Origin of the sequence: Streptomyces sp. NPDC059443 (assembly GCF_042750105.1) — a bacterium.
Lineage (GTDB): Bacteria > Actinomycetota > Actinomycetes > Streptomycetales > Streptomycetaceae > Streptomyces.
The window spans coordinates 19,338-31,759 of record NZ_JBHYVM010000047.1; the positions used below are offsets into that span (position 1 = coordinate 19,338).

Genomic DNA, 12,422 nt, shown 5'->3' on the forward strand with positions numbered 1-12,422 from the left:
CTCCCGGACCGGTTCAGCGTCCCCGGGGGCCCCCCCCCGCACCCCGCCCCACAACCGCGGGGGGGGCTGGATATAGCCGGCGTTTGAGGCGAATCCTGTACGGGGGAAGATCCGAAAGAGACGGGCTAGCGGCCCAGGGGCCAGGCGACGGCCGCGGGGGTGCGGTCGGCGGCGCCCGCGTAGGTGGCGCAGGCGTCCGTGAGGGTTTCCAGCAGGGTGAGGGGATCGGGGAGCGGATGCTCCATGCCCCGGAGCCAGGTCACCGCGAGGTCACCCGGCAGTGCGGCCGGCGGCACCAGGACGTAGCTGCCCCGGCAGTGCCAGCGCAGGCCCGGGTGTTCGTCCATCGTCTCGGGGTGGCAGTCCAGCTCGCAGGGCCACCACTCGTCCTCGTCTTCGGGGGTGCCCCGGGTCGCGGTGAAGAAGAGCATCCGCGCCTGGTCGTCCGTACCGGCGGACTCGGCGACGGGGCCGACGTCCACACCGGCCGCCAGCAGGCGGGCCAGTGCGTTGTGTCCGGCTTCCAACGGGACGTCCAGGACGTCGTGGACCATGCCGGTCGCGGTGATGAAGTTCGCCTGGGGCTCGTTGCGCGCCCAGCGTTCGACCTGGCCGCGGTCGGTGGTCGACTGGGTCTGCCAGGCGAAGGAGACGGGATGTCGGGCCGGCGTCGGACAGCCGATCCGGTCGCACGAACACCGGTAGCCGACGGGATGGGCGGCGGGGGCTATCGGCAGCCCGGCCGCGGCGACCGCCAGCAGCAGGGCCTCGCGTTCTTGTCCGGGGTCCCCGGCGACGGGTTTGGGCCTGAGGCGCAGCCATTGGGCGATCCTGCTCTGCTGGCCGCGTTTGACGCGGCCGGACTCAGACCCCATCTATCCCCTCACCTACACCGTTGCCCCGGCAGACCCTCACATGGTCCCACCATCCTGAGCGCCGGGTGACCGCGCCCTCCCACCGGGACTCCCACATAACCACAGAATTCGGCCATATGTTCTCGGCCATTGCACAGTCATGGGCTTTCGCACCAGAGCTCGGCTCGTCTTTCAGCCGTTCCGGAAACCACCCAATCAGTTCACTGCGCCGCCTCCCTTGAGGAGAGACGATTCTCTTCTCATCACCGTGAGGAGCCCTCGTTGCGCAGAGACGCCACACCCCGGCGCTACCTGATGTGCCCGCCCACGCACTTCAAGGTCACGTACTCCATCAACCCGTGGATGGATCCCACGAAACCGGTGGACCTGCCCCTCGCCCAGGCCCAGTGGGAGGACCTGAGGGACCGCTACCGGTCCCTCGGCCACACCGTCGAAACCCTCGTACCCGACCGCGCGCTGCCCGACATGGTCTTCGCGGCGAACGGAGCCCTCGTCGTCGACGGCCGGGTGCTGGGCGCGCGGTTCGCCTATCCGGAGCGGGCCCCCGAGGCGGAGATCCACCTCGACTGGTTCCGGAGCAACGGCTTCCAGGACGTCCACGAGCCGTCCCACATCAACGAGGGCGAAGGGGACTTCGCCGTCACCGCCTCCTACATCCTGGCCGGACGGGGCTTCCGCTCCAGTCCGCTCTCGCACGACGAGGCCCAGGAGTTCTTCGGCCGCCCGGTCATCGGACTCGACCTGGTCGACCCGCGCTACTACCACCTGGACACGGCGCTGTCCGTGCTCGACGGCGACGAGATCATGTACTACCCGGCCGCCTTCTCCGAGGGCAGCCGGGCCGTACTGCGCAGGCTCTTCCCCGACGCGCTGATCGCCGAGGCCCGCGACGCGGCGGCCCTCGGGCTCAACGCCGTCTCGGACGGCCGGCACGTGCTGCTCCCGCAGGCGGCCACCGGACTCCTCGATCCGCTGCGGGACCGCGGGTTCGAGCCGGTCCCGATGGATCTGGGGGAGCTACTCAAGGGCGGCGGCAGCGTGAAGTGCTGCACCCAGGAGCTGCGGCCGGCCTAGGCCTCCGGGGAGACCTCCGGCGAGGGCGGCGGCCACTCCTGGCCCCAGTCGGCGTCCCGCGCCGCCTTGTACAGGTCACCCTGGCGCTTGGTCACGTTGACCTTGGTCAGGGCCGGGGCGTCGGCGCCGCCCGGACCGCACAGTTCCAGCAGGACGAGCCCCTTCCGGATCTGCGGCCTGCGCGTGATCCGGGAGGCGGCCGGCCGCACCGGGAAGCGGGTCGCGGCCACGTAGCTGAACTTCTCGTCCTCGTACGCGAGGGAGCCGCCCTTGACCTTCCGGTGCAGGGAGGAGCGGCTGACCCGGGCCGAGAAGTGGCACCAGTCCTGACCGACCTCGATCGGGCAGGTCCCGTCGTGCGGGCACGGCGCCGCGATCCGCAGCCCGGCCTCGATCAGCTGGTCGCGGGCCTCGCGGATGCGCAGGTAGCCCTCCGGGGTGCCCGGTTCGACCAGCACCACGGCCTGCCCGGCGCGCGCCGCCTCGGCGACGACCGCGCGGCGGGCCTCCGGGGTCAGCTCGCCCAGGACGTACGAGACCGTCACCAGGTCCGCGTCGGGGAGCGCCAGCCCGGTCCCGATGACGGTCTGCCGCCACTCGGCGGCGCGCAGCGCCTCCGAGTGGGAGGCCGCCGCCAGCTCCTTGCCGAGGACCAGCGCCGGGTCCGCCCAGTCGAGCACCGTCGTCCCGCGCGGTCCGTCCCAGACGGCGTCCACCGCCCAGGCGGCGGCTCCGGTGCCGCCGCCGACGTCCACGTGCGTGCCGGGGGTCCACTCCGGGGCCGCCTCGGCGAGGCCGTCCAGGGCGGACCGTACGGCCTCGAAGGTGGCGGGCATCCGGTACGCCGCGTACGCCGCCACGTCCGAGCGGTTCCGCAGCACGGGCGCGTTGGTGGGGATCTGGCCGCGGTAGGTGGCCGTCAGCCGTTCTACGGCGGCCGTGGCCTGCTTGGGCGGGAGCCCGTCGAGCAGCCCGTTGAGGGCGGAGCGCAGGGTTTCGGCGGAGGTGGGGACGGAGGCGTTCACCCGCGAAGTTTACGGCGCGGCGCCGTAGCCGGGGGCCAGCCCCCGGACCCCCGCGCCTCAAACGCCGGCGGGGCTGGGTGGTGCGCCGGGGGCTGGATGGTGCGGCGGGGGCTGGATGGTGAGCCCGGGATCAGCCCGCCTGCGGCTCGGGCTTCCGCCATGGCCGGCACAGCACCAGGAAGCAGGCGACCGCCAGCAGGGAGCAGGTCAGCTGGACCAGCGCCATCGGTACCGCCGTGTTCTCCCCGGCGATCCCGACCAGCGGTGAGGCCACGGCCCCGACCAGGAAGGACGAGGTGCCCAGCAGCGCGGAGGCCGAGCCGGCCGCGTGCGGGGCGCGCATCAGGGCCTGCGCGTTGGTGTTCGGCAGCACCAGGCCCATCGCCGACATCAGCACGAACAGCCCGGCGCAGACCGGGAAGAGCCCGACCTCGCCGAAGGCGCCGGACGACATCAGCAGCAGGGCCGTCGAGGCCGACGTGATGATCGCGAGCCCGACGGCGAGGACCTTGTCCAGGCTGACCCGGCCGACCAGCAGCTTGCCGTTGATCTGACCGGCGACGATCAGGCCGACGGAGTTGACGCCGAACAGCAGGCTGAAGGTCTGGGGCGAAGCACCGTAGATCTCCTGCACGACGAACGGCGAGGCGGAGATGTACGAGAAGAGCACCGCGAAGGCGAACCCGCCGGCCAGGGTGTAGCCGGTGAAGACGCGGTCGGCGAAGAGCCCGCGCATGGTCAGCAGCGCGGCGCCGACGCCGCCGGTCTGGCGCCGTTCGGGGGGCAGCGTCTCGCCGAGCCCGCGCCAGACCATGAGGGTCAGGACGATGCCGACGACGGTCAGGACGGCGAAGACCCCGCGCCAGTCGGCGAAGCGCAGCACCTGGCCGCCGATGAGCGGGGCGATGATCGGGGCCACCCCGGATATGAGCATCAGCGTGGAGAAGAACCGGGCCATCTCGACCCCGTCGTACAGGTCGCGTACGACGGCTCGCGCGATCACGATCGCGGCGGCGCCGGCCAGGCCCTGGAGCAGCCGGAAGCCGATGAGGAGTTCGGCGGTCGGGGCGAAGGCGCAGATCGCGGTGGCGAGCACGTAGACGACCATGCCGATGAGCAGGGGCCGGCGACGGCCCCACTTGTCGCTCATCGGGCCGATGACCAGCTGGCCCAGCGCCATGCCGGCGAGGCAGGCGGTGAGGGTGAGCTGGACGGTGGCGGCCGGGCTGTTCAGTGCGGTGGTCACCGCCGGCAGTGCCGGCAGGTACATGTCCATGGACAGCGGGGGGAGCGCGGTGAGCCCGCCGAGGATGAAGGTGACGAGCAGCCCGGTCCGGCGGGCCGCCTTCAGGGGGTCGGTGGTGCTGTTGCTGCTGGTGGGGGAGGGGGTTGCGGGCGACGACTCCTGCGAGGGAGCTGTCGCTGGGCCTCTCTCCGACATGGGAAACTCCAGTCTTCTTATAGCTTCTTCACACCCCCTGATGAGCCCATGCTCTCAGCAATCGGAACGTCCCGGGGCCGATGTCCCTTCTGACGTAATCTGCGGCCCCATGAACGCACGTGTGAACAAGACCGCCGTAGTGACCGGAGCCGGCTCGGGAATCGGCCGTTCCGTGGCCCTCGCCCTCGCCGCCGCCGGATGGTCGGTGGCCGTGGCCGGCCGCCGGAACGGGCCACTGGAAGAGACCGCCGCGGCGGCCGGGGCCGCGGGCGCCGCGGGCGACGTGCTGTGCGTACGGGCCGACGTGAGCGACCCGGACGACGTGACGGCACTCTTCGAGACGGTGCGCGAGCGCTACGGGCGGCTCGACCTGCTCTTCAACAACGCGGGCACCTTCGGCCCGGCCGGCGTCCCGCTGGAGGACATCACCTACGAGGCCTGGCGCTCGGTGGTCGACGTCAACCTCACCGGGTCCTTCCTCTGCGCGCAGGCGGCCTTCCGGGTGATGAAGGCACAGGACCCGCAGGGCGGCCGCATCATCAACAACGGCTCCATCTCCGCGCACGTGCCGCGGCCCCACTCGATCGCCTACACCGCGACCAAGCACGCCATGACCGGCCTGACCAAGTCCCTCTCCCTGGACGGGCGCCCGTACCGGATCGCGTGCGGACAGATCGACATCGGCAACGCGGCCACCGAGATGACCGAGCGGATGCAGACCGGGATCCTCCAGGCCAACGGCCAGCTCGCCGTGGAGCCCGTGATGGACGCGGCCGACGTGGCGCGCACGGTGCTGCACATGGCGGAGCTGCCGCTGGAGGCGAACGTGCAGTTCGCGACGGTGATGGCGAGCGCGATGCCGTACATCGGGCGCGGCTGACGGATCGGGCTCCGACCCGGGAATGCGGGGCCCGGGGCGGGAGTTGAGCCGATCATGACTGACGTACTGCAGTACACCGCCTTCTCCCAGGACCCCGCGTACGGCAACCCGGCCGGGGTCGTGCTCGACGCGGCCGGGCTCGACGACGACGCCATGCTGAAGATCGCCGCCGACCTCGGCCACAGCGAGACGGCCTTCCTCACCGCCCCGCCCGAGGATCTCGGCGGCGAGGACGGCCGGGCCTTCACCGTGCGGTACTTCAGCCCGAAGGCCGAGGTCCCCTTCTGCGGGCACGCCACGGTGGCCACCGCCGTGGCCCTGGGCGAGCGGATCGGCCCCGGCGAGCTGGTCTTCGCCACCCGCGCGGGCACGGTGCCGGTCTCGGTGACCCGGGAGGGCGAAGGCCTGCGGGCCACCCTGACCAGCGTCGAGCCGCACACCGAGGACCTGGACCCGGCCGACCTCGCCGAGGCGCTGGCCGCGCTCGACTGGCCCGCCACCGACCTGGACCCGGAGTTCCCGCCGCGGATCGCCTACGCCGGAGCCCGCCACCTGGTGCTCGGCGCCGCCACCCGGGCCCGGCTCGCGGACCTGGCGTACGACTTCGCCCGGCTGGAGGCGCTGATGCGGCGCCTCGACCTCACCACCGTCCAGCTCGTGCACCGGGCGGGCCCGGCGGAGTTCCACGTACGCAACCCCTTCCCGCCCGGCGGGGTCGTCGAGGACCCGGCGACCGGCGCCGCCGCGGCCGCCTTCGGGGCGTACGCGCGCGAGCTCGGCCTGGTCCCGGCCGACTCCGTGCTCACCCTCCACCAGGGCGCGGACATGGGCCGCCCCAGCCTGCTGACGGTGGAACTCCGCTCCGGCGACCCCCGGGTCCGGGTGGGCGGCGCGGGAGCCAGGATCTCCTGATGCGGATCGCGGTCCACGAGGCCCGGACCCTGCCCGCCGGGCTCGCCGCGCAGGTGGCGGCCCTGGAGGCGCAGGCCTGGCCGGGCGCGTCCGCCGGGCACGACCCGGCGCTGCACCCGAAGGCGGTGCTGCTGCTGGACGAGGCCGGAACGGTGGTCGCCTCGCTGGCGCTGCTCCACAAGCCGGTCCAGCTCGCGGGCGGCCGTACGTACCGCGCGGCCGGGCTGAGCGGGGTGGTGACACGGGCCGACGTACGGGGCCGCGGCCACGGGGCCCGGCTGGTGGCGGCGGCCCGCGCCGAGCTGGCCGCCGATCCGGCGGTGGACCTGGCGCTGTTCAGCTGCGACCGGGACCTCGTCCCGTTCTACCGGGCCGCCGGCTTCGAGGCCCTGCCCGGCACGGTCCTCGTCGGCGGCACCCCGGGGGACCCGCTCGCCACGGACGCCCCGGGGTTCGACAAGACCGTCATGGCCGCCTTCTTCGCGGGAGCCGGAGACCATGAAGGAGCCGGGGACGACGAAGGCCGTACGGACCAGGTCCGTACGGCCTTCACCGGCATCCGCGTCCCGCTCTACCCGGGGACGGTCGACCGGCTCTGGTGAGAGAGCGCGCCGCTCAGGAGCGGCCGGCCTCGGCGTTGGCCCCGGCCTCCACCTTGGCCGGCTCCGCCTTGGCCCGCTTGACCAGCGAGGGGGCCAGGAAGATGAGGAGCACCGGGATCAGGTACAGCGCCCACACCGAGAGCTGGAGCACCGTCGGGTCCGGCTGGAAGTTGAGGGTGCCCTTCAGCAGGGTCCCGTACCAGCTGTCCGGCGGGATCGTCTCGCTGATGTCGAAGGCCTTGTTCGCCAGCCCCGGCAGGAAGTTCGCCTCCTGGAGGTCGTGCACGCCGTACGCGAGCACGCCCGCGGCGACCACGACCAGCATGCCGCCGGTCCACGTGAAGAACTTCGACAGGTTGATCTTCAGGGCGCCCCGGTAGAACAGCCAGCCCAGCAGGACCGAAGATCCGATGCCGAGCAGTACGCCGATCAGCGGGCCCGCGCCGTCACCGGCCGCGTGCACCGAGCGCCACACGAACAGCGAGGTCTCCAGGCCCTCCCGGCCGACGGCAAGGAACGCCGTGCTCACCAGCGCGCCGGTGCCCATCGCGAGCGCCGCGTCGAGCTTGCCCTGGAGTTCGGACTTCAGGTGCCGCGCGGTGCGCTTCATCCAGAAGACCATCCAGGTCACCAGGGCGACCGAGAGGACCGACAGGGAGCCGCCGATGGCCTCCTGGGCCTTGAAGGACAGCTCCTGCGTACCGAATTCGAGGCCCGCGCCGAAGGCCAGGGACACGGCGGCGGCCAGGCCGACGCCCAGCCACAGCGGCGCCAGCCTGTTCTTGTTGCCGGTCTTCACCAGGTACGCGATGAGGATGCAGACGACGAGGCTGGCTTCCAGCCCCTCGCGCAGACCGATCAGATAGTTGCTGAACACGTTCGTTCCTCCCCGTCCCTACGCGAACAGCGTCCGGCCCCACCAGTCGTCCTTGTCACGGACGCCCGGCGGGACGGCGAAGACGGCCGAACCCACGTGCTGGATGTATTCGTTGAGCGCGTCGTTCTTGGCCAGGTTCCGCTGGATCGGGATGAAGGCCTTGCGGACGTCGCGCTGGTAGGCGAGGAAGAACAGGCCGGCGTCGAGGCGGCCCAGTCCGTCCGTGCCGTCGGTGAAGGAGTAGCCGCGGCGCAGGATCGTCGCGCCGTCGTTGCTGTCCGGGTGCGCGAGGCGGACGTGCGCCTCGGGCTTCATCGCCTTCAGGAACGGCTCGTCGCGCTCCTTGGACTTGCCGACCGGGGCACCCTCGCCCTTGTCGCGGCCGAAGATGTCCTCCTGCTCCCGCAGGGCGGTACGGTCCCAGGCCTCGATGCGCATCCGGATGCGGCGGGCGACCAGGTACGAGCCGCCGGTCATCCAGGCGCTGCCGTCGTTCGCGCCGACCCACACGTGCTTGTCCAGCGCCGCGTTGTCGGTGCCCGAGATGTTCCGGGTGCCGTCCTTGAAGCCCATCATGTTGCGCGGGGTCTGCGCCTCGGGCGTCGTGGACGAGGTCTTGCCGAAGCCGAGCTGCGACCAGCGCACGGTGGTCTTGCCGAAGCCGATGCGGGCGAGCTGGCGGATCGCGTGCACGGCGACCTGCGGGTCGTCGGCGCAGGCCTGGACGCAGAGGTCGCCGCCGGAGCGGGCCGGGTCCAGGTTGTCGTGGCGGAACAGCTCCAGGTCGACAAGTGCGTCGGGGCGCTTGCCCTCCAGGCCGAAGCGGTCCTTGGCGAACAGGCCGGGCCCGAAGCCGATGGTCAGGGTGAGGCGGGAGGCCTTCAGGCCCAGCGCCTCGCCCGTGTCGTCCGGCGGGGCCTCCGGGAGGCCGCCGTAGCCGCCCTCGCCGACCGGCTGCCCGGCCGTCATCAGCCGGGCCGCCTCGGTCCAGTCCTTGAGGAGCTTGATCAGCTCGTCGCGGTTCTTCGTCGTCACGTCGAAGGCCGCGAAGTGCAGGCGGTCCTGGACGGCGCTCGCGATACCGGCCTGGTGCTCGCCGTGGAACGGCACGGCCGCCCCGGCGGAGGCCGCCGACGCCATGTCCGGCCCCGACTTGAAGGCCGCGACCGCGCCGCCGGCCGCGGCGGCGCCGAGCGCGAGCCCGGCCCCGCCCCAGCCGAGTACGGAACGCCGCGAGGGCGCGGTCGTCGTCGCCTCGGCCACGGCCGCGGTCTCCGTCGTGGGCTCGGTGGCCTCGCCGCCGGGCACCGACACTGATTCAGTCATTCCGGGTCTCCCGCCCTGATCCGCTGCTCGTTACCGGAATTACTTCGCCGCCGCGGCGGCCAGCTTCGAGAGCGGCTCGCCCAGCGCGGTCACGGCGTCCGAGAGCTCCTTGCGCTCCGGGGCGCCGACCTTGTCGTAGGAGATGAAGTCGGTGGAGTTCTTGTCCGCGCGGTACTTGTCCAGCACCGTGTTCAGCGCCGCGAACTGGGTGTCCAGCTGCTTGACCAGCTCCGGGTCGTTCTTCGAGACGACCGGCTTGAGCAGCTCGTACGCCTTCTCGGCGCCCTCGACGTTGCCCTTGAGGTCGACCAGGTCGGTGTGGCTGTAGCGCTCTTCCTCACCCGTCACCTTGTTGGCGGAGACCTCGTCCAGCAGCTCCTTGGCGCCGTTGGCCATCGAGGTGGGGGTGATCTCCGCCTGGCCGACCCGCTTCGTCCAGTCGGTGACGTCGGTCATCAGCTGGTCGGCGAGCTTCTTCTCGGCGTCGCCGATCGTGTTGTCGGTCCACAGCGCCTTCTCCAGGCGGTGCCAGCCGGTCCACTCCTGGCCGGCCTCCACGCCGTCCACGCGGGCGTCGGTCTTCGGGTCGATGTCACCGAAGGACTCGGCGACCGGCTCGGTGCGCTCCCAGCCGATGCGCGAGGGGGCGTACGCCTTCTTCGCGCCCTCGATGTCGCCGGCCTTGATCGCGTCCACGAAGGCCTTGGTGGTGGGGAGGGACTCGTCGGCCTGCTCCTGCACGTACTTGCGGTACGCGGCGACCGCGGCGTCCAGCTCGGGGCTGCGCTTCTCGGCGGCGCCCTTGCCGGTGGCCTTGACCTGCTGGCGGATGCCGTCGCCCTTCATGCCGGGCTTGCAGGCGATCTCGTAGTCGCCGGCCTTGATCTCGGCGGTGATGGTGGCCTGGGTGCCGGGGCCGATGTTCTCGCGCTCGGCGACGATGCGGTCGTCGGGGAAGAGGACGTAGAGCTCGGTGACCTTCTCGCCCTTGTTCGCGACCTCGAACTGCACCTTGCCCGCGGGGAACTCCTTGGTGGAGACCTCGCAGGAGGTGTCGGTGGCCTTCACGCGGATGACGCCGTTGCCGGACGCGTCGCTCTTCTGGGAGCAGCCGGTGACCGCGGCGATGGCGGCCACTACGGCGGCCGCAGTGACGACGGTGAGGCGGGCGGGGCGCATGAGGGCTCCTGGCAGTCTGGCGTTCGGCAGACGACCGCCCCGATCAGGTGGGGGCGGCCGGTGAGGCGGACCTAACTTAACCGAGGCTTACCTCACCTATACCCGCTCGTCCAGTGATTCAGCCCACACCTTCCGCCGTCGGACACGGGGCCGTCACGGACGTCTCATGCACAGGTCATGGTCGAGTCAAGGGGGAGTCAAGCCCGGGTGATCGTTCCGCTCTGCGGAATGGTTGCCTCCGGCAGCGATCGCCGGTGCGGGGGCCCGGCCGGGGCTCGTTCGGGGGCCGGTTCGTCCCGCACGGGGACCACCAGCGGCGCCCCGGTGCGCGGGTGCGGGAGCACCTCCACCGGCTGCCGGTAGACCCGGCTCAGCAGCTCGTCCCCGAACACCTCGCCGGGAGGTCCGCCGGCCGCGATCCGGCCGTCGTGCAGCACCGCGACCCGGTCCGCGTACGCCGCCGCCAGCCCCAGGTCGTGCAGGACCACGACGACCCCGTCACCGGCCGCCGCCCGTTCGCGGCAGATCCGCAGCACCAGCTCCTGGTGGCGCAGGTCCAGCGCCGCCGTCGGCTCGTCGAGCAGCAGCAGCGGGGCCCGCTGGGCCAGTACGCGGGCCAGCGCGACCCGGGCCCGCTCGCCGCCCGAAAGCGCCGAGAAGGGGCGGGCCGCGAAGCCCGAGACCTCGGTGGCGGCCATGGCGGAGGCCACCGCCTCCTCGTCGGCCCCGGCCAGCGGGGTGCCCGCCCAGGGGGCGCGGCCCATCCGGACCACGTCCTCCACCGGGAAGGGGAAGGACAGCGCGGCCGACTGGGGGAGCACCGCCCGGCGCAGGGCCAGATCCGGGGCCGGCCAGTCGGCCACCGGGCGCCCGTCGATCCGTACCGCCCCGGAGGCGGCCGGCAGGTCCGCCGACAGCGCGGCGAGCAGGGTGGACTTGCCCGCGCCGTTCGGCCCGACCAGGGCCAGTACCTCACCGGCCCGCACGGTCAGCCCGATCCCGGCGAGCACCTCGCGCCGCCCGAGCCGTACGTGCAGGTCCACGGCCTCGGCGAGCACGGCCCCGGGGGCGGGACGGGCCGGGACGGACCGCTTGTTCCTGCGGAGTGCGGCGAACAGGACGCTCACGCCCAGCCCCCTTGCTTGCGGCGGGTGCGGCGCAGCAGCCAGAAGAAGAACGGGCTGCCGAGCAGGGCGGTCAGCACACCGAGCGGCAGCTCGGCGGGCTGGGCGAGGGTGCGCGCGGCCAGGTCGCCCGCGACCAGCACCACGGCTCCGGCGAGCGCGCTGCCGGGCACCAGGAAGCGGTGGCCGGGGCCGTTGGCCATGCGCAGCAGGTGCGGGACGAGGAGCCCGACGAAGGTGATGATCCCGGCCACGGCGACGGCGGCCGCAGTGAGCAGCGCCACGACGAGGATCAGCGCGAACCGCAGCCGTTCCACGTCCACGCCGAGGTGGCGGGCGGGACGCTCGCCGAGGGCCAGGAGGTCCAGCTTGCGGGCGTAGAAGGGGGCGGTCAGCAGTCCGGCGAGGGCGCAGGGCAGGACGGCGAGCACCTTGGGCCAGGTGGCCTGGGCGAGGGAGCCGAGCTGCCAGAAGGTGATCTGGTTGACCTGGCCGCTGTCCGCGAAGAAGACGAACAGGCCGATCAGGGCGCCGGCGAAGGCGTTGACGGCGATGCCGGTGAGGATGAGGGTGACGACCTCCGTCCGGCCGCCGTCGCGGGACAGCAGGTAGACGGCGCCGACGGTGACGAGCCCGGCGGCGAACGCGCAGGCGGTGACGGTCCAGTTGCCGAGGAAGGACAGCCCGAGTCCGATCGCGGCGACCGCGCCGACGGCGGCGCCCGCCGAGATCCCGATGACCCCGGGTTCGGCGAGGGGGTTGCCGAACACCCCCTGCATCAGGGCGCCGGCGCACCCGAGGCTCGCCCCGACGAGCAGCGCGAGCACCACGCGGGGCAGCCGTACGTTCCACAGCACGCTCTCCCCGACCCGATCGAGGGCGGCGCCCCCGAGCCCGAGGCGGTGCTGCACGGACCCGACCACGTCCCCGAGCGGGATCTCGTAGGCCCCGAGCCCGGCGGACACGAGTGCGAGCAGCACGAGGGCGGCGACGAGCCCGCCGGTGAGCAGGACGGGGGTCCGCCGGCGCGCGGGGGCCGGGGGCCGGGGCGGATCCCCGGGGTCCTTCGGCCCGGCCGTCGGTGGCCGGTCGTAAGAGGTCGTCACG

General features: G+C 72.7%; 10 protein-coding genes and 2 pseudogenes. 4 read left to right on the plus strand and 8 right to left on the minus strand.

The features are described from left to right. Positions 1 to 125: 125 nt before the first annotated feature. Complete coding sequence (locus ACFXDJ_RS32800; RefSeq protein ID WP_384654072.1) at positions 126 to 875, minus strand: bifunctional DNA primase/polymerase; 750 nt, start codon at positions 873 to 875, stop codon at positions 126 to 128. Between the two features lie 234 nt (positions 876 to 1,109). Between ACFXDJ_RS32800 and ddaH the strand changes: the two are divergent. Continuing rightward, positions 1,110 to 1,949: pseudogene (ddaH, locus tag ACFXDJ_RS32805) on the plus strand (dimethylargininase); the annotation flags it as partial. Here ddaH and ACFXDJ_RS32810 read toward each other — a convergent pair. After that, entirely contained in the window at positions 1,946 to 2,974 is a 1,029-nt protein-coding gene (locus ACFXDJ_RS32810) for a small ribosomal subunit Rsm22 family protein (RefSeq protein ID WP_384654070.1), read from the minus strand. The pseudogene ddaH and the gene ACFXDJ_RS32810 sit on opposite strands and share 4 nt — an antisense overlap. Before the next feature lie 130 nt (positions 2,975 to 3,104). Next, complete coding sequence (locus ACFXDJ_RS32815; protein WP_384654068.1) at positions 3,105 to 4,415, minus strand: Bcr/CflA family multidrug efflux MFS transporter; 1,311 nt, start codon at positions 4,413 to 4,415, stop codon at positions 3,105 to 3,107. Between the two features lie 109 nt (positions 4,416 to 4,524). On the opposite strand from ACFXDJ_RS32815, the gene ACFXDJ_RS32820 reads away from it, so the two are divergent. The 3 genes from ACFXDJ_RS32820 to ACFXDJ_RS32830 are packed head-to-tail and all read left to right on the plus strand — an operon-like array spanning position 4,525 to position 6,809. Then, positions 4,525 to 5,295, plus strand: a complete 771-nt coding sequence (locus ACFXDJ_RS32820) for an SDR family oxidoreductase (protein ID WP_384654066.1) — start codon at positions 4,525 to 4,527, stop codon at positions 5,293 to 5,295. Positions 5,296 to 5,349: 54 nt separating this feature from the next. Further along, entirely contained in the window at positions 5,350 to 6,207 is an 858-nt protein-coding gene (locus ACFXDJ_RS32825; protein ID WP_384851116.1) for a PhzF family phenazine biosynthesis protein, read from the plus strand. Continuing rightward, complete coding sequence (locus ACFXDJ_RS32830) at positions 6,207 to 6,809, plus strand: GNAT family N-acetyltransferase (protein ID WP_384851118.1); 603 nt, start codon at positions 6,207 to 6,209, stop codon at positions 6,807 to 6,809. The genes ACFXDJ_RS32825 and ACFXDJ_RS32830 overlap by 1 nt, the downstream gene beginning before the upstream one ends. Positions 6,810 to 6,822: 13 nt before the next feature. On the opposite strand, the gene efeU is transcribed toward ACFXDJ_RS32830, so the two are convergent. From efeU to ACFXDJ_RS32855, 5 genes and pseudogenes are all read right to left on the minus strand, one after another. After that, a complete protein-coding gene (gene efeU / locus ACFXDJ_RS32835) occupies positions 6,823 to 7,686 on the minus strand; it encodes an iron uptake transporter permease EfeU (RefSeq protein WP_384654060.1) in 864 nt (287 codons plus the stop codon). An 18-nt stretch (positions 7,687 to 7,704) separates the two neighbouring features. After that, positions 7,705 to 9,012: an iron uptake transporter deferrochelatase/peroxidase subunit gene (gene efeB, locus ACFXDJ_RS32840; RefSeq protein ID WP_384654058.1), complete on the minus strand. Its 1,308-nt coding sequence runs from the start codon at positions 9,010 to 9,012 to the stop codon at positions 7,705 to 7,707. A 39-nt stretch (positions 9,013 to 9,051) separates the two neighbouring features. Further along, entirely contained in the window at positions 9,052 to 10,191 is a 1,140-nt protein-coding gene (efeO, locus tag ACFXDJ_RS32845) for an iron uptake system protein EfeO (protein WP_384654056.1), read from the minus strand. A 296-nt stretch (positions 10,192 to 10,487) separates the two neighbouring features. Beyond that, positions 10,488 to 11,318: pseudogene (locus ACFXDJ_RS32850) on the minus strand (heme ABC transporter ATP-binding protein); the annotation flags it as partial. Then, positions 11,315 to 12,421 (minus strand): FecCD family ABC transporter permease, encoded by a 1,107-nt coding sequence (locus ACFXDJ_RS32855; protein WP_384851120.1) that lies wholly within the window; start codon positions 12,419 to 12,421, stop codon positions 11,315 to 11,317. The gene ACFXDJ_RS32855 and the pseudogene ACFXDJ_RS32850, both read right to left, overlap by 4 nt. Between the last annotated feature and the right edge of the window lies 1 nt (position 12,422).

What these genes read in the sequence shown, in the direction of transcription:
- efeB (WP_384654058.1), bottom strand. Translation starts at nt 9,012, where the DNA reads ATGACTGAATCAGTGTCGGTGCCCGGCGGCGAGGCCACCGAGCCCACG.
- ACFXDJ_RS32815 (WP_384654068.1), bottom strand. Translation starts at nt 4,415, where the DNA reads ATGTCGGAGAGAGGCCCAGCGACAGCTCCCTCGCAGGAGTCGTCGCCC.
- efeO (WP_384654056.1), bottom strand. Translation starts at nt 10,191, where the DNA reads ATGCGCCCCGCCCGCCTCACCGTCGTCACTGCGGCCGCCGTAGTGGCC.
- ACFXDJ_RS32825 (WP_384851116.1), top strand. Translation starts at nt 5,350, where the DNA reads ATGACTGACGTACTGCAGTACACCGCCTTCTCCCAGGACCCCGCGTAC.
- ACFXDJ_RS32820 (WP_384654066.1), top strand. Translation starts at nt 4,525, where the DNA reads ATGAACGCACGTGTGAACAAGACCGCCGTAGTGACCGGAGCCGGCTCG.
- ACFXDJ_RS32800 (WP_384654072.1), bottom strand. Translation starts at nt 875, where the DNA reads ATGGGGTCTGAGTCCGGCCGCGTCAAACGCGGCCAGCAGAGCAGGATC.
- ACFXDJ_RS32830 (WP_384851118.1), top strand. Translation starts at nt 6,207, where the DNA reads ATGCGGATCGCGGTCCACGAGGCCCGGACCCTGCCCGCCGGGCTCGCC.